General features: G+C 48.6%; 19 protein-coding genes. 12 read left to right on the top strand and 7 right to left on the bottom strand.

The window, feature by feature from the left end; all coding sequences use genetic code 11:
- Window positions 1-86: 86 nt before the first annotated feature.
- The 3 genes from G9G54_RS10915 to G9G54_RS10905 all read left to right on the top strand — a co-directional run bounded on the left by G9G54_RS10915 (window position 87) and on the right by G9G54_RS10905 (window position 3,604).
- Window positions 87-1,448 (top strand): MFS transporter, encoded by a 1,362-nt coding sequence (locus G9G54_RS10915; RefSeq protein WP_165177962.1) that lies wholly within the window; start codon window positions 87-89, stop codon window positions 1,446-1,448.
- A gap of 62 nt (window positions 1,449-1,510) precedes the next feature.
- The gene (locus G9G54_RS10910; protein WP_165177960.1) at window positions 1,511-2,101 is read left to right on the top strand and encodes a GNAT family N-acetyltransferase; all 591 of its coding nucleotides are present in this window, start codon (window positions 1,511-1,513) and stop codon (window positions 2,099-2,101) included.
- A 315-nt stretch (window positions 2,102-2,416) separates the two neighbouring features.
- Window positions 2,417-3,604, top strand: coding sequence for a cation:proton antiporter (locus G9G54_RS10905; RefSeq protein ID WP_165177958.1), 1,188 nt, complete (start codon window positions 2,417-2,419; stop codon window positions 3,602-3,604).
- Window positions 3,605-3,763: 159 nt separating this feature from the next.
- Here the strand turns inward: G9G54_RS10905 and G9G54_RS10900 are convergent, their stop codons facing one another.
- Window positions 3,764-4,399 carry an NAD(P)-dependent oxidoreductase gene (locus tag G9G54_RS10900; RefSeq protein WP_165177956.1) on the bottom strand — a complete coding sequence of 212 codons (636 nt, stop codon included), beginning with the start codon at window positions 4,397-4,399 and terminating at the stop codon, window positions 3,764-3,766.
- 267 nt (window positions 4,400-4,666) lie between these two features.
- On the opposite strand from G9G54_RS10900, the gene G9G54_RS10895 reads away from it, so the two are divergent.
- The 4 genes from G9G54_RS10895 (at window position 4,667) to G9G54_RS10880 (ending at window position 9,865) form a co-directional block, all read left to right on the top strand.
- A complete protein-coding gene (locus G9G54_RS10895) occupies window positions 4,667-5,620 on the top strand; it encodes an alpha/beta hydrolase (RefSeq protein ID WP_165177954.1) in 954 nt (317 codons plus the stop codon).
- A gap of 207 nt (window positions 5,621-5,827) precedes the next feature.
- Window positions 5,828-6,385 carry a glycerol-3-phosphate responsive antiterminator gene (locus G9G54_RS10890; RefSeq protein WP_023990856.1) on the top strand — a complete coding sequence of 186 codons (558 nt, stop codon included), beginning with the start codon at window positions 5,828-5,830 and terminating at the stop codon, window positions 6,383-6,385.
- A 57-nt stretch (window positions 6,386-6,442) separates the two neighbouring features.
- On the top strand, window positions 6,443-7,933 hold the full coding sequence (gene glpK, locus G9G54_RS10885) for a glycerol kinase GlpK (protein WP_165177952.1): 1,491 nt from the start codon (window positions 6,443-6,445) through the stop codon (window positions 7,931-7,933).
- A gap of 228 nt (window positions 7,934-8,161) precedes the next feature.
- Window positions 8,162-9,865 carry a glycerol-3-phosphate dehydrogenase/oxidase gene (locus tag G9G54_RS10880; protein ID WP_165178336.1) on the top strand — a complete coding sequence of 568 codons (1,704 nt, stop codon included), beginning with the start codon at window positions 8,162-8,164 and terminating at the stop codon, window positions 9,863-9,865.
- A 113-nt stretch (window positions 9,866-9,978) separates the two neighbouring features.
- Here the strand turns inward: G9G54_RS10880 and G9G54_RS10875 are convergent, their stop codons facing one another.
- Together G9G54_RS10875 and G9G54_RS10870 are read right to left on the bottom strand one after the other, a co-directional pair.
- Window positions 9,979-10,656, bottom strand: a complete 678-nt coding sequence (locus tag G9G54_RS10875; RefSeq protein ID WP_013312486.1) for a CidB/LrgB family autolysis modulator — start codon at window positions 10,654-10,656, stop codon at window positions 9,979-9,981.
- The gene (locus G9G54_RS10870) at window positions 10,653-11,024 is read right to left on the bottom strand and encodes a CidA/LrgA family protein (protein ID WP_013312485.1); all 372 of its coding nucleotides are present in this window, start codon (window positions 11,022-11,024) and stop codon (window positions 10,653-10,655) included. Before G9G54_RS10870 ends, G9G54_RS10875 begins: the two co-directional genes overlap by 4 nt.
- 131 nt (window positions 11,025-11,155) lie before the next feature.
- Between G9G54_RS10870 and cidR the strand changes: the two genes are divergently transcribed.
- Window positions 11,156-12,055, top strand: a complete 900-nt coding sequence (gene cidR, locus G9G54_RS10865) for a cidABC operon transcriptional activator CidR (RefSeq protein ID WP_245248344.1) — start codon at window positions 11,156-11,158, stop codon at window positions 12,053-12,055.
- Between the two features lie 105 nt (window positions 12,056-12,160).
- Here the strand turns inward: cidR and G9G54_RS10860 are convergent, their stop codons facing one another.
- Window positions 12,161-12,334, bottom strand: a complete 174-nt coding sequence (locus tag G9G54_RS10860; RefSeq protein WP_013312483.1) for an aspartyl-phosphate phosphatase Spo0E family protein — start codon at window positions 12,332-12,334, stop codon at window positions 12,161-12,163.
- 134 nt (window positions 12,335-12,468) lie between these two features.
- The gene (locus G9G54_RS10855) at window positions 12,469-13,545 is read right to left on the bottom strand and encodes a GGDEF domain-containing protein (protein WP_165177948.1); all 1,077 of its coding nucleotides are present in this window, start codon (window positions 13,543-13,545) and stop codon (window positions 12,469-12,471) included.
- 168 nt (window positions 13,546-13,713) lie between these two features.
- On the opposite strand from G9G54_RS10855, the gene G9G54_RS10850 reads away from it, so the two are divergent.
- The 3 genes from G9G54_RS10850 to G9G54_RS10840 are packed head-to-tail and all read left to right on the top strand — an operon-like array spanning window position 13,714 to window position 17,231.
- The gene (locus G9G54_RS10850) at window positions 13,714-16,086 is read left to right on the top strand and encodes a helicase C-terminal domain-containing protein (protein ID WP_165177946.1); all 2,373 of its coding nucleotides are present in this window, start codon (window positions 13,714-13,716) and stop codon (window positions 16,084-16,086) included.
- A complete protein-coding gene (locus G9G54_RS10845; RefSeq protein ID WP_039271748.1) occupies window positions 16,076-16,585 on the top strand; it encodes a MarR family winged helix-turn-helix transcriptional regulator in 510 nt (169 codons plus the stop codon). Before G9G54_RS10850 ends, G9G54_RS10845 begins: the two co-directional genes overlap by 11 nt.
- Window positions 16,586-16,622: 37 nt before the next feature.
- Window positions 16,623-17,231: a pentapeptide repeat-containing protein gene (locus G9G54_RS10840; RefSeq protein ID WP_165177945.1), complete on the top strand. Its 609-nt coding sequence runs from the start codon at window positions 16,623-16,625 to the stop codon at window positions 17,229-17,231.
- An 81-nt stretch (window positions 17,232-17,312) separates the two neighbouring features.
- On the opposite strand, the gene G9G54_RS10835 is transcribed toward G9G54_RS10840, so the two are convergent.
- Complete coding sequence (locus tag G9G54_RS10835) at window positions 17,313-17,906, bottom strand: hypothetical protein (RefSeq protein WP_165177943.1); 594 nt, start codon at window positions 17,904-17,906, stop codon at window positions 17,313-17,315.
- A 210-nt stretch (window positions 17,907-18,116) separates the two neighbouring features.
- Here G9G54_RS10835 and G9G54_RS10830 point away from each other — a divergent pair, with 210 nt between their 5' ends.
- Window positions 18,117-19,073, top strand: a complete 957-nt coding sequence (locus G9G54_RS10830; RefSeq protein WP_165177942.1) for a nucleoside hydrolase — start codon at window positions 18,117-18,119, stop codon at window positions 19,071-19,073.
- 139 nt (window positions 19,074-19,212) lie between these two features.
- On the opposite strand, the gene G9G54_RS10825 is transcribed toward G9G54_RS10830, so the two are convergent.
- Entirely contained in the window at window positions 19,213-20,397 is a 1,185-nt protein-coding gene (locus G9G54_RS10825; RefSeq protein WP_165177940.1) for a sensor histidine kinase, read from the bottom strand.
- Window positions 20,398-20,510 lie beyond the last annotated feature (113 nt).

Genomic DNA, 20,510 nt, shown 5'->3' with positions numbered 1-20,510 from the left:
AGCTGTCTGATTTTCCTCTGATATAGACCCGCTAGAATGTTCTTATTGCTAAAAGAAGCTGAAAATGAGAGCAGGGTGAGTAGATAATGAAGGAAAAGAAAGAACTGCAATCCACGCCTAGCATTTGGCGCAATGGCCGTTTTCGGCGGATGTTTGCGGCGCACACGGCTGCCTCCTTTGGCGATTGGTTTGATGCTATCGCCATTCAGGTGCTTGTTGCCTATCGCTGGGAAGCCGACCCTATGATGATTGCGCTGATTCCGGTAGTGATGGCCCTACCGGGTCTGCTGCTGGGTTCCATCGCGGGCACGTTAGCCGACCGGGTACACAAGGCCAGGCTGATGATCGTCTGCGATGCAGCTATCGCCTTATTGACGCTGGTGATCCTCGCCGTCCCGGGCCCGGCGTGGCTGCTGCCTTTGCTCGGTCTGCGCGCGGCGGCTGGCGTATTCCAAATGCCCTCACAGCAAGGCTTAACCCGCACGGTAGTCGCCAGCGACGACCTGTTTCGGGCGACCTCGCTGAATGGGCTGGTCAATCAGGCCTCCAAAGTAGCAGGGCCATTACTGGGTGCTATGACCTTGACTGTGTTGTCCCCTCAGGCATGCATTATTCTCAATGCATTGCTGCGTCTCTGTTCCGGCCTGCTGCTGTGGCCGTTGCGGGGAATCGGTCCGGCGCTGGTCAGCACAGACCAACAAGCTGTTGCAGCCGGGCAGCAAGGAAAGTCGGCTGCGCATACAGCGCCTGAGGCTGATGAAGCCAAAATGCGGGAGGGGCATGTCCGCGCATCTCGTTTTTTCAACCAATGGCGTGAGGGCTGGGCGTTCTTATGGCGCAGTCGAATGCTTTTGCATACGCTTATATTCGGACTTTTCGGCTTGATCGCCATTCTCATGATCGACTACCAGTTCCCTACATTGCTGCGAGTACTCGCTCCGGGTAATGAATCACTGCTTGGCTGGCTGGTTTCAGCCATTGGTGCTGGCGCCGTCGGCTGCATGCTTGTGCTTAATCGCTTGAATCGCATAAGCGCAGGCTGGGGGCTCGGTGGTGGATATGTGCTGGTTGGCGGAGCTATTGCTGCTTTAGGCTGGGCGCGACCCGGAACAGGATTGCCTGTACTGCTTATGATCGGGGCCGTGCTGGGCGTGGGCAACGGCCTGTACATTATCACCCAGAATTATATACTACAAGCCAAAACCCCTGCTGATATGGTGGGGCGCGTCTTTGGTATCCAAAGTACCGTGATTGGAGCAATCATGGTACTTTCCCCGCTTGCAGGGGGAGTATTGATCCGAATAGCAGGGGCGGGAACGGCTTTTGTCTGGATCGGGATGACTGTTGGAATCTTGGGTTTGGCAGGCCTGCTGCTTCAATCCGTAATTTGGCGCGAGTCCCTCGCTGATTCTAGCCTGACTACGGAGCAAAATGCAGACCTTGCGTAGTCGAACTTGCGCAATAATTTGCTTTGATTTTCGTCATTTATATTTTTAGCATGGGAGAGATCATGATGACTCAACAAACTTCAGCCTCAGAGCCTGTGGCACGGTTACTTGAAGGATCACGGGTGTACTTGCGTCCCGTTAACGTAGAGGACACCGAGCTATACTATAATACATTGTTCCATCAGGATGTGCGGAGGCTGACAGGCACACAACGCAGCTTTACCAAGGATCAAATTGCCCGTTATATTGAAGCTAAAGGACAGGACACCTCAAGCCTGTTGCTGTTGATTGCGCTTAGCGAAGATGATCGTGTCATTGGGGATATAGCCCTGCAGGATATGGACAGCCTGAACCGCAGTGCCAACATCCGTATTGCGATCAATGAGCAGGGAAATCAGGGGAAAGGCTACGGCACCGAAGCGCTTGTACTTATGCTGGATTACGGATTCGGTATCTGTAATCTGCATCGGATTGAGCTGAATGTATTTGATTTTAATGAACGCGCCATTCGTTGCTATGAAAAAGTAGGCTTTCAGCGCGAAGGTGTGCAGCGGGATGCTTTATTCTATAATTATGAATACCATGATTCGATTCTGATGAGTATGCTGGACCACGAATACCGCGACCGCTATGTGAAAAAAGCAGAAAATTGATTCAATACGTTTACACGGGTTTGCAGAAGAGATATAATTAAAATATAAAATTGCTTGTTTGCGCAAGTATGACCGACAACATCAAATGAATATATGAATTTACCGGAGGAGCCTGTCACCAAGGCTCCTCTATGTCTTTTTTAGGGGAACCTGTGCTTTATTTCGGGTTTCCCTTTTTATTTTGCGAGCCGTTTGTTTCAGGTCGGACACATATTTTGCACGTTTGTTTAGCATTTTATGATTATCAGTTTTCTTCAATATTGTGGGTTATGCGCAGATGAGTTCAAGGATTAAATAAAAGGAGGTTATCAGCCTATGCAATTTATACTATATCTTCTGCTGATTCTACTATTCACAAAAGTCGCGGGTCATTTGTCCGTCAAGCTCGGTCAACCAGCGGTGTTGGGAAAGCTGATCGCAGGAATTGTCCTGGGCCCAGCCGTATTAGGATGGATTCAGAATGATTCGCTGATTCATAATATGTCTGAAATCGGCGTGCTGCTGCTGATGTTCATTGCTGGACTGGAGACGGACCTGGATCAACTTCGGCGTAACTGGAAGCCTGCGGTAGCTGTGGCGGTTGGAGGTATTATTTTACCGCTAATTTGCGGTTTTGGTGTAGGGGAAGCCTTTGGATTCTCGGTGCATGAAGGCTGGTTTCTAGGAATTATTCTGAGTGCTACCTCGGTAAGCATTACGGTACAGGTACTCAAGGATATGAATAAGCTGAATACCCGGGAAGGCTCGACCATTTTGGGTGCGGCAGTGCTGGATGATGTGCTTGTCGTGGTGCTGCTAGCGGTAGTAATGAGTATATTCGGTATGGGTGGAGAAACTTCGTTGGGACTTCTTGTTGGCAAAAAGCTAGTTTTCTTCGTCGTAGCTATTCTGGGGGGCTGGTTCGTTGTTCCATGGGTTATGAAAATACTTGCTCCGCTCAAGGTGACTGAAGCGGTCATCACGACTGCGTTGATTATTTGCTTTGGGTTTGCGTATTTTGCGGATATGTTGGGGATGGCAGGGATTATCGGAGCCTTTGCGGCCGGGATTGCCATTGCACAAACCAGCTTTAAGCACGTTGTAGAAGAAAAGGTGGAACCCATCGCTTATTCCATCTTTGTTCCTGTATTTTTTGTCAGCATCGGATTAAATGTTTCCTTTGAGGGAGTAGGGCAGCAGCTCGGATTTGTTGTTGTTTTGACACTGATTGCGCTGGTGACAAAGCTTATCGGGGGAGGACTCGGGGCGCGGCTGACGGGCTTCGATAACCGTTCTGCCCTTGCGATCGGCTCCGGGATGATATCTCGCGGCGAGGTCGCACTTATTATCGCAGCTACCGGTCTACAGTCGGGTCTGTTGGCACAGCAATATTTTACATCGGTGATCATTGCCATCATTCTGACGACCTTGGCTTCGCCTCCGATCCTCAAGCTGTGTTTTAGCGATAAGAGGGAGACTTCCGCTCACGTTACAGAAAAGAAGGTCAGCACGGACAAGTCATAACGAGAGTATCAACAGGTCATTAACAAAAAGACCCTTCGGGTACAGCTTCTCATAGCGTGCATGGAAAGTCTGATTTAGAGTAAAGCGGACTTTCCATGCAAGATGAGAAAATGGGCGAAGGGTCTTTTTTATGCTAAATGTGCGGCAAGAATAGGGAAATTAGGACTCGGACACCACAGTGAAACGTTGGTTCAGATGTTGTGGTTTTTCGATTTCGTCCACTACGGCAACTGCATAATCTTCGTAGCTGACATAGCTTGCACCTTTGGAATTAACCAACAGCGTGTCTTTTCCCACTTGGTAAGAGCCTGTGCGTTTACCCAGAGCAAATTCCGCAGAAGGACTAATGAAAGTCCAGTTCAGGTCGCTGGTACCACGCAAAACTTCCAGGTTTTTTCCTTGGTTATTTGCTGTTGGATATACGAAATCAGGGAAGCCGGGAGCATCTTTTACCAAAAGTGTTTGGGATTCGTCAGTGAACAAGCTGCCTGCACCACCTACGACAATCAGGCGAGTACCGGATACATTACGCAGACCTTCAATTAGTACGTTACCTGCATCGACATGCAGATGCTCTTGTCCGAGTGGAGCGGCAAATGCATTAACGACTACGTCAAAGCCTTTCAGATCATCTGTTTTCAGATCAAAAACGTCTTTTTGTACTACAGTAGCACGATTTTCTGTAACTTTAGCCGAGTCACGGACGATGGCGGTTACTTCATGCCCTCTGTCTAATGCTTCTTTTACGATATTACTTCCTGCTTTACCGGTTGCACCAATAACTGAAATTTTCATAATAGATAGCCTCCTATAAATATGATGTGGATGATGGATGATTCATTCGTTTGATCGTAAGTGTACCCAGTGCATTTACGAACTTTAATATGTAACTATTATAGTTACAATATAAAATAAAAGTCAAGCTCTTCTGTTGGGCAAACTAAAGTCCTCCGATTGGAAAGAGAGGAACTCGTTTAAATATATAAGGTGAAACTGAATGAGCAAACTTAAGCCATATTGGATATATGTAGACCACAGATAAGAAAGGAAGAGTGAACCGATATGAGTAAAAAAGTACAGCTTGAACCCGCAGCACAGAAATTTGCAGACGATAATGCCAAGCCTCCGTTTCTATATGATTTGGGTCCTGAAAAAGGACGTGAAACGGTCAATGAGGTTCAATCCGGTCCAGCAGACAAACCTGCCGCAGATGTAGAAGATCTAACTATTCCAGGTGGGCCTGGCGGTGAGGTAAATGTCAGAATTGTTCGTCCACAACAAGTGACAAGCGATCTGCCGGTCATTGTATATATTCACGGAGCAGGCTGGGTATTCGGTAATGCCCACACGCATGATCGTCTGATTCGTGAATTGGCAGTCGGCTCACAGGCAGCCGTTGTATTCCCGGAATATAGCTTGGCACCTGAAGCTAAATATCCGACGGCGATTGAGGAAATTTACGCGGTCGTTCAATGGGTGGCACAGCATGGGCGCGAGCATGGACTGAAGCCCGATACGCTGACGATAGCCGGAGACAGTGTCGGCGGTAACATGACCGCGGCTGTAACGCTGCTGGCCAAAGAACGCAGTGGTCCTGCCATCCGGCAGCAGTTGTTATTTTATCCGGTGACGGACGCTTCCTTTGACACGGAATCCTACCAGGAGTTCGCCACAGGATATTTCCTGAGCCGCGAAGGAATGCAATGGTTTTGGGATCAATATACGACAGATCCCAACGAACGAGCGCAGATCACGGCGTCCCCGTTACGTGCCACCACAGAACAGCTCAAAGGGCTACCGCGTGCGCTGGTCATTACAGGCGAGGCCGATGTGCTGCGCGATGAGGGTGAGGCCTATGCGAACAAGCTGCGTGAAGCGGGGGTAGATGTGACCGCTGCACGCTTTCAGGGCATCATCCACGACTTTGTGATGCTGAACCCATTGTCGGAAACCGCGGCCAAGCGCGGTGCGATCACGCTCGCTACCTCATGGCTGCGCCAAGGGTTTGAGGGCTAGTACACTATGGAGCATTTTAAGGGTGCCATCGTGTGATTTGATCCAGTTCCTTTGAACGATTAGGCTGTCTTCTTCCTGCTGACATCTATTGCAGGGAAGGCAGCCCTTTATACATATCTGCAATGAAACCGCTTCACGTTCGTCGAACAGAGTGATAATATAAAATTTGAACGAGTTTGACCGACATTCAGCCTAAGGGGGATATCCATGCCATTTCAGGGACAACGCATTTTACCTGCAGCTAAGCATATGAAGCAGCTGGAGGGTATTTTGGACAGTTCTTATGAGTATGCTGTTTTTCTGGATACGCATGTAGCGCAGCTGCGCAACCTGTACCAGATGGCTAGAAGTCGCAGCAAGCAAATGCTCCTGCATGCCGATCTGGTGCAAGGCTTGAAGAATGACGAGTATGCGGCTGAATATTTGTGTCAGGAAATTAAGCCATTTGGGATCATTTCGACCCGGTCTGGGGTGATCGCAACCGCTAAAAAGAAGGGGATTCTTGCTGTACAGCGGGTGTTCCTGCTCGATACAATTGCGCTAGAAAAAAGCTACGCGCTGGTGGAAAAAACACGACCTGATTATATTGAGGTACTGCCTGGTGTTGTCCCACCGATGATTAAGGAAGTCAGCGAACGCACGGGCATTCCTATTTTGGCGGGCGGACTTATTCGCACCCCTGAGGATGTGGAAGCGGCGTTGGCTGCGGGAGCTACAGCAGTTACGACCTCCAATAAACAACTGTTCGAGCATTATAAGCAATAGCCTTTACTTGAATCAAGTGGGCAACAATACATAAATATGCAAGGAGGCTGGAAAACGATGGAGCAATACATCCTTGCCTTGGATCAGGGCACAACCAGTTCGCGGGCCATCTTGTTTGATCGGCAGGGAAAAGTGGTATACAAGGCACAACGGGAGTTCCCACAGTATTTTCCCCAGCCGGGGTGGGTAGAGCAAAACGCAAATGAGATATGGAGCTCTATTTTGGCTGTCATCGCCTCCTGCTTGTCGGAATCAGGTGTGAAAGCCAGCCAAATTGCCGGGATTGGTATTACGAATCAACGGGAAACCGTAGTGGTGTGGGATAAACATACGGGTCTGCCTGTATATCATGCACTAGTATGGCAGTCACGGCAAACAGCCGGGATCTGCGAGGAATTGAAAAGCCGTGGATTTGATCATATTTTTCATAGCAAAACGGGACTACTCATTGATCCCTACTTTTCTGGCACCAAGGTCAAATGGATACTCGACAACGTCGAAGGGGCACGAGCTCAAGCGGAGCGCGGGGATTTGCTGTTGGGTACGATTGATACCTGGCTAATCTGGAGATTGTCTGGTGGTAAAGCACATGTAACGGACTACTCCAATGCGGCCCGCACACTCATGTACAACATTTATGAGCTAAAATGGGATGAGGAGCTGCTGGATATTCTCGGCGTTCCTGCGTCTATGCTACCAGAGGTGAAATCATCTTCTGAGATATATGCGCATACGGTGGATTATCACTTTTTTGGACAGGAAATCCCTATTGCCGGAGCGGCGGGTGATCAGCAAGCAGCTCTGTTCGGTCAGGGATGCTTTGACAAGGGCATGATTAAAAATACTTACGGTACGGGATGCTTTATGCTGATGAATACCGGAGATGAACCCTGTGACTCGGAACATGGACTGATTACGACCATTGCATGGGGGCTGAATGGTCAGGTGAAGTATGCGCTGGAGGGCAGCATTTTTGTAGCCGGATCTGCTATTCAGTGGCTGCGTGATGGGTTGCGTATGTTCCGCGAAGCCAAAGATAGTGAAGCGTATGCGGCGCGTGTGACCTCGACGGAAGGGGTATATTTTGTCCCGGCCTTTGTGGGTCTGGGCAGCCCGTATTGGGACAGTGACGTGCGCGGTGCGACATTTGGTTTGACGCGGGGAACGACCAAGGAGCACTTTATACGAGCGGTACTGGAATCGCTGGCCTACCAGACTAAAGATGTCCTAACTGCCATGGCGAGCGATTCGGGTGTACCTGTGCGTTCAATGCGTGTAGATGGAGGTGCAGTGATGAACGAGTTCCTGATGCAGTTCCAGAGCGATATTCTCGATCTGCCTGTAGAACGACCTGCTGTGAACGAGACAACTGCACTCGGTGCGGCGTATTTAGCGGGACTGGCAGTTGGGTTTTGGAGCAGTCTGGATGAAGTCCGGGGATATGCTCAGAGTGATCATACCTTTACTCCGTCCATGAGTGAAGACGTGCGGACTGGGCTTTATGGTGGCTGGAAAAAGGCAGTTCATGCCGCAATGGCGTTCAAGTAGGGATGGTTTTACGATAGAAGGTAGCCATCTGACAACAGGCAGATTTCCCTTTTCATAGCGTATCGTGTGTGCTACGATATAGATAAGTTAATACTCGTCAGGAGACTTGGAGAGACCATGAACCGCTCGGCATCCGCCGCAGCGATGTTCGTGGTCTTTTTTTGTACCTTATGATGATTCGGTTGGCAGATTGCATCGTGAATATATACAAAGCTGGAGGGATACATGATGGGAGAACAGGGATTTGCTGCGCAGGAGAGAACCGCTGTTTTGGAACGTATGGGACATGAGCATTTTGATATTTTAATCATTGGCGGCGGTATTACAGGGGCGGGGATTGCGCTGGATGCGGCGGATCGTGGTTTGAAGACAGCACTGGTGGAGATGCAGGATTTTGCAGCAGGTACGTCCAGCCGCTCGACTAAGCTAGTGCATGGTGGTCTTCGTTATTTGAAGCAGTTTGAAGTTAAGATGGTAGCCGAGGTCGGGAAGGAGCGGGCCATCGTATTCGAAAATGGCCCACATGTGACCATACCGGAGCGTATGCTGCTTCCTTTTCACAAGGGCGGCACGTTTAACGCATTCACCACCTCTGTCGGGCTGCTAGTATATGATTTCCTTGCTGGTGTTAAGCGTAGTGAGCGCCGTCGTATGCTGGACATCCAGGCTACGCTAGAGCGCGAGCCTTTGCTGAAGCGTGATGGACTGAAGGGGAGCGGCAGCTATGTGGAGTACCGCACAGATGATGCTCGCCTGACGATTGAGGTCATGAAGGAAGCTGTTACACGAGGGGCGCTGGCGGTGAACTATGCCAAGGCTGACAAGCTGCTGTATGACAAAGGACGAATAAGCGGTGCAAGCGTAACGGATCGGGTAACGGGAAAGCCATACGAAATTCGAGCTTCACTGGTTATTAATGCGGCCGGACCATGGGTAGATACGTTGCGGGAAATGGATCGCTCCAAAGAGGGCAAGGTGCTACGCCTGACGAAAGGTATTCACCTGGTGTTCGATGCTGAGCGCTTTCCACTCAAACAGGCAGTGTACTTCGATACACCGGATGGACGCATGGTATTTGCCATCCCACGTGATGGAAAAACCTATGCAGGTACGACCGACACGGTGTATGAAGGGGATACGGCGCACCCTCGGATGACCGCCGAAGATCGGGCCTATGTGCTTCAAGCGATCAACGGAATGTTCCCAGATGTGAAACTGACTGTTACGGATGTAGAATCCAGTTGGGCAGGGGTACGGCCGCTCATTTATGAAGACGGTAAAAGTCCTTCGGAAATTTCACGCAAGGACGAAATTTGGGAATCCCGTTCAGGTCTGATCACGATTGCAGGCGGCAAGCTGACGGGCTACCGGAAAATGTCCGAACTCGTCGTGGATCGTTCGGTACGGGAGCTAGGACGCTTGCACGGGCAAAGCTTCCGGGCATGCCGCACCAGACATATCCCGATTTCGGGCGGCAGTGTAGGCGGCTCAGCGGGCTGGGACGCGTACGTAGGTAAGCAAACCGCAGCAGGTGTTGCGCTCGGCCTGTCGCCGGACACGGCTAGAGCATGGGCTACCCGCTATGGCTCCAACACAGAGCGGCTGTTTGCCATAGCGGCACGCAGCATGAAGGAGGCTACCGAGAAGGAAGCGGCGCTCCCTGTGGAAGTGCGTGTCCCGCTCCTGTATGCGATGGAACAGGAAATGACGGTGACACCGTCTGATTTTTTCATACGCCGAACCGGGGCGCTGTTCTTCCAAATTGACGAGGTGAAGCGCTGGAAACAGCCCGCCATTGCATTAATGTCCGAACATGCAGGCTGGAGCGCCGCACAAGAACGACAATATACGGCTGAGCTGGATGCTTACCTGTATGAAGCTGTAACGCCTGTAGAGGTAGAGGCGAAACCCGGCGACGTTAAAGCTATTTGAGGCCGCAAGGGATGTATATCCTTGAGCCGTCCATTGCTTTAAGACATGGACTGAAAGCAAAGAAGCAGCGATTCTTCAATAACAGAATCGCTGCTTCTTTGTATACATATTGCTTACAGCATCAAGTGGAACAGGAACGGGGCGGCTGCCAAGGTAAAGAGAGCGGCGAGCACCATCGAGATGCTGGATATCGTCCCCGTCAGCGAACTGAACTCGAAGGCTTTGGAAGTGCCAGTACCATGAGCACCGGTACCGAGCAGCACCCCACGTGAGACTTCATTTTCAATACGGAACAGTTTTACAATCATCGGACCGATAATAAGACCGCTCAATCCGGTCAGAATAACGAATACAGCCGTGACCGTCGGATTGCCGCCAATCGTTTGCGATACATTCATCGCAATGGGTGTCGTAATGGAGCGAGGAATCAGGCTGCTCAGCAGCGAAGAATTCAGATGCATCCACTTGGCAAGCGCCATGGAGGACAACACGGCTACAACGGACCCAGACAGCACGCTAAGCACGATTTGTGTAGCATGTTTTTTTAACACAGGGAAATATCGGTACAAAGGGACCGCAAATGCAATCGTAGCTGGCTGTAGCAGCATGGACAGCAAGTGGGCGCCCGAATTATAAGAACGGTAGTTCACACCCGTCAGCGTCAAAATCAAAATGATAACAATAGGTGTAATGAGCAATGGAGACAAATACACCTTGGGCAGTGTGCGGTACATGCGTTTGGCCATCCAGTAAATAGCGAGTGTCAATACAATACATAGAAGACCGGTCATGATGATTTATGCTCCTTTCGTTTACCAAGCAGACTGGCGACCATACCTGTGCAGGCCATCACCAGAAAGGTGCCGAGCAACACGACCAGCATGATGCTCATACCATCGTGTTCCAGCATCGGCCAATAATTCATAACGCCGACAGCGGAGGGGATAAAGAATAATAGCAGCTCGGCCAGCAACCAGTTTGCGCCAACTTCAATCCAGCTTAGCCGGACCAAGCCGGTTTGCAGCAGAATAAAAAGGATCAGCATACCAATGATACTACCGGGTACAGGCAGGTGGAGCCAGGAGACTACCGCGTTCAGGATGAGCGAAAAGGCCATCAGGACGGCGATCTGGAGGACACCGCGTATGAAGCTTTTCATATATAATGGCTCCTATCTTTGAGATCGGTTATTTTCAAACTGTAATGAAATTTTACATCACAAGCTTTCATGAGTAAAATGCATATAAAGAATGTAATCTATTCCGTTTGTCTATGGGAGAAGGTGTAGGTTTGGATATCCGACATTTACAATATTTTTTGGAAGTCGCGCGGTTGCGTAGCTTTACAAAGGCAGCCCAGAGCATGTTTATTACCCAGCCGACGATCAGTAAGACGATTAAAAGTCTGGAAGATGAGCTGGGGGTCGCTTTGTTCGACCGAATTGGCAAAAGAATCGAACTGACGGACGCGGGCAAGGTAATTGAGCTTCAAGCACAAGCGATTGTAAAGTCCTTTCAGAGCTTGTCCTCGGAGCTGAGTGATTTGATGAACCTGAAAAAGGGACATATCCGTATTGGCCTGCCCCCTATGGTCGGATCGAGCTTTTTTCCGCGTGTCATTGGAGAATTCCATAAGGCATATCCTGATGTGACCATTCAATTATTTGAGGACGGGGCGAAGAAAGTGGAACGGGACGTAGAAGCCGGGGCATTGGATATCGGGGTGATTGTGCTGCCTGCGGTTGGAGATATGTTTGAGACATTTCTGTTTGTGGAGGAAAAGCTGAACTTGCTCGTTCATCCTACGCATGCATTGGCAGAGTGCAAGGAGGTACCGCTATCTGCGTTGGCGGAGGAGGCGTTTGTACTGTTCCGTGAAGATTTTACGCTGCATGACCGTATTATTGCGGAATGTGTACGGGCTGGCTTTCAGCCGCGTGTAGTCTACGAGAGCTCACAATGGGATCTGATTAGCGAAATGGTTGCTGCAAATCTGGGGGTAGCTCTGTTGCCGGAGGCCATTTGCCGAGATCTGGATTCTGAGCGCTTGCGTGTTCTTCCATTGGTGGACCCCGTCATTCCTTGGCATTTGGGGATGATCTGGCGGAACGATCGTTATCTGTCCTTTGCCGCCAGAGAATGGATATCGTTCACACAACAATTGTTGAGGACGGAATATGGCGGGAAGTAGTCAGTCAACGAGAAGGTGAGTGCGATGCAGATGTGTACCGAAGGAGGACGAATACTGCTTACATCATAAAAAAGCTGCCCTGAGGGGCAGCGATGTAGCTTGCTTCTATGAGTGTGTTTGGTTTATTGCACGCTTGGTGTGAAGGTACTTGTCCATAATACGGTCAAGTCTGGAGGATTTGTCCAATACACGTTCATCTTTTAATCCGTGTAAGTCAGCCATGCGATTCAGTTCACGGCGTTCTTTTTCCATGAGTTTTTCCAATTGTTCGAGGTTCACAAAGCCCACCCCCCATGTCGATTGTAAGGCATGTCTCCACTAGCGGCAGAAGTTTTTTTGATAACGATGTTATTTCCATTTTACCACTTTTTATTAACAATAATCCAGCTTTCCTGACATTTAGCGACTAATATCTATGGTTTTGCCAGTTTCACCTGATTGCGTCCTGAACGCTTAGCTTCATATAATGCCTCATCTGACTTTTCCAGTAAGTGCCTCGATGCAATGACAGGTGAACTGCCTGCTCCGATGGATACGGTTAGCGAGATCGAGGTTCCGTCATTCAAAAGAAAACGTTCATTTTCCACAGCTTTCCGAATTTTTTCGGCAAAGCTTGCTGCTTTCTGACTATCACAATTTCCAATCAGAATGGCAAATTCCTCTCCGCCTTTACGGGAGGGGTACGCCCTCGTTGTAGATTCCCGGGTTAACAGCATTCCCAATTGGCTTAAGACGGTATCTCCGTTCAAATGACCATACGTATCATTAATATTTTTAAAGTGGTCAATATCCAGCATCACGAGTCCAAAGGGTTGTTTTGTAGTCTTGGAAGTATGAAAGACCTCTTCAAATAGCGCATCGAAAGCACGTGGACTGTAGAGTCCGGTTAAATGATCCCGATTTGCAGCTTCCTCCAGCAGATGAACAGCCCGTTCTGTTTTTTTGATATAGGACATCATAAAATAAGTGAACAGGCCGCCAAGCAACTTAACAGTTGTGATTATTATAATAGATTCATTATCAGGAGGGTTAACTACAAAGAAAGTAGATAACAGCGACACTACAGCAGCTCCAAGTACGGCCGACATCCACTTGCGGAGTGTTAGGCTTTTTTCTCGAATAAAGATAAGTGAAATGCCCAGTGTCATGAAACAATTGACGGTAGCAGTCAGAGAAACATCTGTCCAACCACCTGTGATGTAAATACGGTACAGGCTTATGATCAAGGTGGTCAGCAGACCGGATACCGATCCTCCCATATAAACAGATATGATAATCGGCAATTGGCGCAGATCGACCACAAAGTGCCCACGGACCCATAAACCGGTCATCATTAACAGAATGCCAAACAGACCCAGCATTAAACCGTTCATTACCCGATAAATGAATATATGTTTTTTTAGGTAACGTTCATATTTCCGGAAAAATAAATTTCCAAAGAATAAGAAGCTTGTTAATAACGCAAAATTGTTAATTAATTCTTTTAACATATCCCTATCCTTTATGCTGTAATGAGAGTTGTAGTATCGTGGGGAATAAAGCAAAAGGCCCCGTTTCTATATTTCGGTAAAAAGTAGGCATGAGTGAATACCAATTGAATACAAACGATTCTTATGTCCCTTACGTTTCGTTTATCTACGTGGTACAGTGAAAGGACTATGACCGGAACGGGTGATCGTATGAAGGAACCAATTCACATATCGGTGCGTCCACTTGTGGAATATGTGCATCGGAGCGGCAGCATTCATAGCGGCTTTCGATCGAATAGCAGTATGCTCGAAGGAACTCGCGTGCATCAGGTTATCCAGAAAGGGTACAAGGAGCATGACCGCAAAGAGGTACATTTACGTACAGAAATTCCGTATAAGGACGAATTGTTTATCATTGAAGGCCGCTGTGACGGACTGATTGAGCTGGATGGCGTATGGACGGTTGATGAAATTAAATCGATCTCTTTGCCCCTCGAAGATATTCAGGGTGACGGTCAACCCGTACACTGGGCACAAGCATTTCTGTATGCCTATATGATTGCTCGTGAGGAACAACATCATTCCATGCAGGTCCAGCTTACTTATGTACAGGCACATAGTGAAGACATTCGCCGATTCAGACGAGAACTATCCTTTACTGAGCTAGAAGCTTTTGCACAGGAGATGATTGCTGGTTATGCACCGTATGCATTCCTGCTGAGAGCACATGCGGAAAAGCGGGATTCCAGCATTGCTATGTTGAACTTTCCCTTTGACACGTATCGTTCGGGTCAGCGAACGCTCGCGGGTTCGGTGTACAAGACGATTGCCGAAGGGGTTAACCTGTTTGCCAAAGCGCCTACGGGTATCGGTAAAACGGTATCCACCTTGTTTCCTGCGATCAAGGCGATCGGTGAGGGGCAGGTTAGGCGAGTATATTATGTAACGGCTCGTACCACCACTCGGGCAGCAGCCGAAGAAGCTTATGCCAGAATGCAGGCCCAAGGGCTGCACATGCATGTGGTGACTTTGACTGCGAAGGATAAAATTTGCTTTAAGGATGAAAATGATTGTGACGCTGGATCATGCAGCATGTGCGAGGGCTATTACGACCGGATCAACGGTGCGGTATCCGATATTTTGGCGAATGAGACGTTAATGACCCGGGCGGTGATTGAGCGTTATGCGCGCAAGCATAAGGTTTGTCCCTTTGAATTTTCGCTGGATGTGGCGTATGCCTCGGATGGTATAATCAGTGATTATAATTATGTTTTCAATCCACGGATTTCTTTGAAAAGATTGCTGGAGGAGCACAAGCGAAAAGGTGTCGTACTGGTGGATGAGGCGCATAATCTGGTAGAACGCGGCCGGGACATGTTTTCGGCGGAAATTTTGAAATCTTCTTTTTTGGAACTGAAACGAGAGTTTAAGTTGCTAACTCCAGAGATTGCCGCGGCTGCGAGTGCAGTGAACGCACATATGATTACGCTGCGCAAGCAACATGCAGATACAGGAAAAGCAGTGGAGACAGCAGCACCACAAGAGGTGCTGGAGCTGTTGGTGCCTTTTGTGGAAGCAGCTGAACGTGAACTGGTAACGGGGGGCAGTACAAGCCACGCAAGCGGTGAGGGTACGGCTTATGCATTGCTTCTAGATACGTATTTTACTGCTCAGAATATGCTGCGAATTGCTGCTTTATATGATGAACGGTACGTTACTTATGTGGAAGCAGGGCGCAGTGAAGTGAGGGTCAAGCTGTTCTGCCTCGATCCTTCTCACTTGTTGGGACAAGCTATTAAGGGCTACCGCTCAGCCATTTATTTTTCCGCCACGTTGACACCGCTTGCTTATTATCGGGACATGCTCGGAGCAAACGAGGAAGATTATACGTTACAGGTTCCTTCCCCCTTCCATCAGGAGCAATGGGATGTACGTTTGCTGCCGCTCTCCATCCGTTATCGAGATCGTGAGCGTTCCAAAGGGGCAATTGCGGATATGCTGGCTGCATTGGTTGTGGAACGGAAGGGAAATATCCTTGTGTTTTTCCCGTCCTATCCATATCTGCGTGAGGTATATGAGGAGTTCATGCTTCGGAACGTATCCGCAAATACGTTGGTACAAAGTCCGGGGATGACCGAACCAGAACGGGATCGATTCCTAGAGGCCTTCCAGTCTGGGCAAGAGCACACCTTGCTTGGCTTTGCCGTACTGGGTGGTGTGTTTGCTGAAGGTGTCGATTTACCTGGGGATCGCTTAAATGGGGTAGTGGTCGTCGGCGTCGGCTTGCCGCAAATTGGAGCAGAGCGGGATGTGCTGCGGGATTATTTTTCGGAACAGGGACGGAATGGTTTCAACTATGCGTATGTATATCCGGGAATGAACAAGGTTCTTCAGGCAGGTGGCAGACTTATTCGCACAGAGCACGACGAAGGATTGCTGGTCCTAGTAGATGATCGTTTTGCCAAGGAACCATATGCTTCTTTGCTGCCTGACGAATGGAAAAGCTACCGTCTGACGGAACAAGCGGGATTAAGGAAGGAATGGATAGACTATGAACTTTAATTTTCATAATGACTCCATACGCGGGGTGCTGCGTAGTTTTGGACATGAAGATGCCGAAGTGGATAATATAGAGACTTTTGTGACATTTGCGCGCTTGGCTAATGGTATTTTCAGAGAAATGGATACGGATCTTAGCAAGTTGGGGGCTTCTCAGGGTCGAATTATTGTTCTTAGCCTGTTGCATTGCCACTCGCCGCATCGCATGACACCATCAGAGTTAGCGGAAAAAGCTGATGTGACGCGTGGAACCATGACGGGGCTGATCGACGGATTAGAGCGAGATGGCATGATTGAACGTGTGGCTCATGAGAGTGACGGGAGAATGGTGACAGTCGGATTAAAAGAGGCTGGACGAGAGCTGCTAAGCAAGATAGTCCCTTATTATACGAAGCTGATTCGGTCGTGTATGTCTGAGTTTACGCCGCAGGATCATAAGATGATGAAGGGTTTACTGGGGAAAATGAAAGGCGGTTTTGAGCGGTCCTTGCCGAAATGCTGAGTTCCTAATATAGGGGATAAAGAATAGGAGAGAGAACATGTTCTTTTATACAGATGAGGTCTATGAAGCCCGTAATTTTGGCTCAATGGATGCCAGAGAAGGCGAGTGGAGAAATTGCGAGTTTACCCGATGTCGCTTTCGGGGTGTGGAGATGAATGAGTCTCTCGTGGAAGGCTGTACTTTTGTGGACTGTGATTTTACCGGAGCCATTCTGAATGCATCTCACTACAAGGAGTCGGCTTTTACCAATTGTTTGTTCACCAGCGCCAATCTGTTTGTAGTCCGGTTTGATAACTGCAAGCTGGTAGGTTCAGATTTTGCGGGGGCCAATATGGATGGTATCACAATTACGGGTGGAGACTGGTCTTATACGAATTTGCGTCATGCAGATTTAAGAAAACAAGATTTGCGAAAAATACGATTCAAGGAAGCCGACTTATCCGAATGCAATTTGGAAAAAGCAGATTTGCGAGAGGCTGATCTTAGCCGGGTAAGACTGCACAAAGCCCATCTTCAAGGAACAGACCTGCGCGGTGCGAAGATGGATGGTGTGAATTTTAAAGATCTGGACATCACCGGAGCCAAGTTGGATATCGAGCAGGCAGTAGCGGTGGCCCGCTCCTATGGAGCCAAGGTGGAAGGCTAAAAAGCACGGGATACCGGAGCTGGTTTTGATCTGGAGTACCCCGTGCGGGTGAATTGAATGGTTGACTCGAATGTGAAGAACTTAATCTTTAGGGGATGCCGGCAGTAGTGGAATTGCTGCTTCCGGGTTCTGGTTTGGGAAATGATCAACTCCCACAGGCTCTAGAGGCTGCTGTGGAACCGTCCAGTTGCGCGCGATATCTGCGGCAGTTCGCTGTTCCAGCAAGCGTTTGGCTACTTCATAACATTGATCGACATGCCGATTGCCAATGGTTCGCATAGCAGTAAAGCCAATTGCCGCGGCTAGCCCTTGCCCCAGAAGGGGAACAAACTTGCTAACCTGCTTGGTAGCGATCCGAATGCCCATTTTTTGCAAAATCTGCACGATGGCTTCACGGGTAATGAGGCGCCCAATCAGCTTGCTGCCAATCGAAGTGATAAAACCGTACACCATGGATTTTGTTTCTGCGTCCAGACCTTCCAACTGCTTCTCAGATAATCCGAATTTTCCATTAATGGCTGGCAGTAGCTGCATCAAAATGCCAACATCAGCAAGAACGTCAGCCCCTGGAACTGGAACTAATACAGCTCCACCCGAAGCCGCAGCTCTTTTTGTCACCATGGATTTACACTCTTTACGGATCTGCTCCAACTCTTCTATTGTTTGGGCTGTCATATGCATCTCTCCTTCATACACTTCCGATTAGGACCCATGATTCTACCCTGTTATTACACACATTTCTACCTTTCTTAAGCATGGAGTAAGCAAAAAATCCCTGATTCACGCACTATCGCACATTTACTCCTGTGAAGCGATCAGGCATAATGAAGGGTGGTTGCCGATAAGAACAAGCCTGTTTACGGGGATAAAGGAAGGAAGAGACAGATGAGTCAGACAAACGTTTATTTTAATCATGATGGTGGAGTGGATGATCTAGTATCCCTTTTTATGCTGCTTCAGATGGAGCAGGTTCATTTGACCGGAGTATCGGTGATTCCAGCAGATGGTTACCTGGAGCCTGCGACGAATGCCAGCCGTAAAATTATTGATCGTTTTGGACAAAATAAAGGGCCTGTGGAAGTCGCAAAGTCTAATTCACGGGGTAAAAATCCGTTTCCTGCCGCTTGGCGTTTACATTCCTTCTATGTGGATGCATTACCCGTACTAAATGAATCGGGGCGTATGGAAGCACCGCTTTCATCCCTGCCAGCTCATCAGCATCTGATCGAAAAGGTACGCGGAGCTGAAGGTAAGACGCTGTTGCTATTCACTGGACCGCTAACCGATCTGGCGCGAGCGCTGGATGAAGCACCGGATATTGAAGCAAAGATTGAAAAGCTGGTATGGATGGGCGGCACCTTTGAAAAGGGGAATGTGGAGGAGCCGGAGCATGACGGCACAGCAGAGTGGAATGTGTTCTGGGACCCAGAAGCGGCATATCGGGTGTGGCAAAGCGGCATCACGATTGATCTGGTAGCGCTGGAAAGCACAAGCAAAGTGCCATTAACTCCAGCAGTACGCAATCGTTGGGCTGCCGAGCGCCGATATGAGGGCGTGGATTTCCTGGGCAACTGCTACGCGGGATGTCCGCCGCTCGTCTATAGCGAAACGAACTCAACCTACTACTTGTGGGATGTACTGACCACTGCATCCGTAGGACGCCCGGACATTGTCAAGAAAAAGACGGTGCATTGCAGCGTTATCGCAGAAGGACCAAGTCAGGGCAGAACGGTGGAACAGGCAGAGGGACGTCCTGTGAATCTGGTGTATGATACAGACCCGGAAGCCTTTTTTACGTATATGGCCGATTTGGCCAAGCTAGCTGCTCCCAAACGTTACTAAGACCGGCTATGCATAAGCGTGCGGCATAGGGTGATAATACTGCCTAGTGACACGTACTCATAACATAAAGCCCGTGACGTTATGCGTCACGGGCTTCTATTACATGATGTGCTCTATATATCACAAGCTAATCTCTGTTTCAGGCAGACTCCTGGTATATTTTAAGAGTGAACTGGAGCGTTATCTCCGTCCCGCTACCAGGTTCACTGCTCCCTGTCATCTTACCCTTCATTCGTTTTAATAGATGTTTGGTAATCTGCCAACCCAATCCTGGATTTCCATATGAGGGGGAGTACCCACGGTCATGTTCAAGCCACAATTTCAATTTATTCGGAGATATACCGATTCCAGTATCCTTCACCTTTAATTCCAGTTCAACCTCAGGTGCATCGGTCACAGATCGGGTGGTTGCAGATAAAGTGACGGCTCCTGTGCTTGTAAACTTCACTGCATTATCTACCAAATTAATCAGCATACGGCGAATTTTAGCCTCATCCCCGATAAAAATAGGCGAGCTGGTGAGATTCCAGTCGAGCTTCAACTCTAGATTCCGTCGCGCAGCTACCTCTGTATACAGACTCAATACATTTTCCATCATCGTTCTCAGATCAAACGGATCTTCAATATCATCGATCTGCCTGGACTCTATATTGCTGTAATCCAAAATATTACTCAACAACGTCATAAGCGAGCGACTGCTCGACTCCATGATGCTCATATATTGCTGTTGTTCCTCGGTTAACTCCGTCGTCAGCATGAGGTCGGTGGCTCCCCATATTTCGGTTAGCGAAAACCGAATTTTATTACTCAGGGAAGAGATCAAATCCAGCTTGCTCAGGGCAGAGATCTCAGCATCTATCTTTTCTTTCTCCAGTTCCACCACATAACCCAGAAATACAGCCATAGCCTGTAGGGCCTTCAATTCGGATTCTGTCAAATGTACAGATGGCGCATCCAAGATACAAATGGTTCCGTAAGCCTGACCATTTTTCATGCGAATAGGGATTCCTGTAAATGAGTGGTTTCCCATGGTTTTAGTCACATCTAAATCGCATGTGTGCGGGTGAATAGTCGTTTCTGAAATCGTGAGGTGATCTGCAGGATGGTCCAACACCAGACTGCAATAGCTAAGCTCAAAAGGGAGCACATCCCCTTTCTTAACGAGTATCTCTTCCCGGTTAAATGAATCAACGATTACATTCGTAATCCCATCATTAGCGGCAATGAAAATGGTATTTACATGCAAAATATCACTCAACACATCAATGACATGCGCGGTAGCCTCTTGAATACTATTATAAAAACCTGTAGGTGAAGTAGTCATGTATCTCCAATCCTGATGCAAAGTGGTGGTTATCCAAAAACTTTAGCAGTTTGTGTATCCCATTCCCGATCCTCTGAATGTGTTTTTGGAGCGTATCATTAATTATACATGAT

This window comes from Paenibacillus sp. EKM212P (assembly GCF_011066115.1).
Lineage (GTDB): Bacteria > Bacillota > Bacilli > Paenibacillales > Paenibacillaceae > Paenibacillus > Paenibacillus polymyxa_B.
The sequence above is the reverse complement of the archived record's forward strand: the minus strand, read 5'-3'. Positions and strand labels throughout refer to the sequence as shown.

Bases quoted from the DNA above. Each gene is read 5' to 3' on its own strand.
- G9G54_RS10910 (WP_165177960.1), top strand. From the start codon at position 1,511: ATGATGACTCAACAAACTTCAGCCTCAGAGCCTGTGGCACGGTTACTT.
- G9G54_RS10825 (WP_165177940.1), bottom strand. From the start codon at position 20,397: ATGACTACTTCACCTACAGGTTTTTATAATAGTATTCAAGAGGCTACC.
- G9G54_RS10915 (WP_165177962.1), top strand. From the start codon at position 87: ATGAAGGAAAAGAAAGAACTGCAATCCACGCCTAGCATTTGGCGCAAT.
- G9G54_RS10855 (WP_165177948.1), bottom strand. From the start codon at position 13,545: ATGTTAAAAGAATTAATTAACAATTTTGCGTTATTAACAAGCTTCTTA.
- G9G54_RS10905 (WP_165177958.1), top strand. From the start codon at position 2,417: ATGCAATTTATACTATATCTTCTGCTGATTCTACTATTCACAAAAGTC.
- G9G54_RS10880 (WP_165178336.1), top strand. From the start codon at position 8,162: ATGGGAGAACAGGGATTTGCTGCGCAGGAGAGAACCGCTGTTTTGGAA.
- G9G54_RS10895 (WP_165177954.1), top strand. From the start codon at position 4,667: ATGAGTAAAAAAGTACAGCTTGAACCCGCAGCACAGAAATTTGCAGAC.
- G9G54_RS10875 (WP_013312486.1), bottom strand. From the start codon at position 10,656: ATGACCGGTCTTCTATGTATTGTATTGACACTCGCTATTTACTGGATG.
- G9G54_RS10850 (WP_165177946.1), top strand. From the start codon at position 13,714: ATGACCGGAACGGGTGATCGTATGAAGGAACCAATTCACATATCGGTG.
- G9G54_RS10890 (WP_023990856.1), top strand. From the start codon at position 5,828: ATGCCATTTCAGGGACAACGCATTTTACCTGCAGCTAAGCATATGAAG.
- G9G54_RS10840 (WP_165177945.1), top strand. From the start codon at position 16,623: ATGTTCTTTTATACAGATGAGGTCTATGAAGCCCGTAATTTTGGCTCA.
- G9G54_RS10830 (WP_165177942.1), top strand. From the start codon at position 18,117: ATGAGTCAGACAAACGTTTATTTTAATCATGATGGTGGAGTGGATGAT.
- G9G54_RS10835 (WP_165177943.1), bottom strand. From the start codon at position 17,906: ATGACAGCCCAAACAATAGAAGAGTTGGAGCAGATCCGTAAAGAGTGT.
- G9G54_RS10845 (WP_039271748.1), top strand. From the start codon at position 16,076: ATGAACTTTAATTTTCATAATGACTCCATACGCGGGGTGCTGCGTAGT.
- G9G54_RS10870 (WP_013312485.1), bottom strand. From the start codon at position 11,024: ATGAAAAGCTTCATACGCGGTGTCCTCCAGATCGCCGTCCTGATGGCC.
- G9G54_RS10900 (WP_165177956.1), bottom strand. From the start codon at position 4,399: ATGAAAATTTCAGTTATTGGTGCAACCGGTAAAGCAGGAAGTAATATC.
- glpK (WP_165177952.1), top strand. From the start codon at position 6,443: ATGGAGCAATACATCCTTGCCTTGGATCAGGGCACAACCAGTTCGCGG.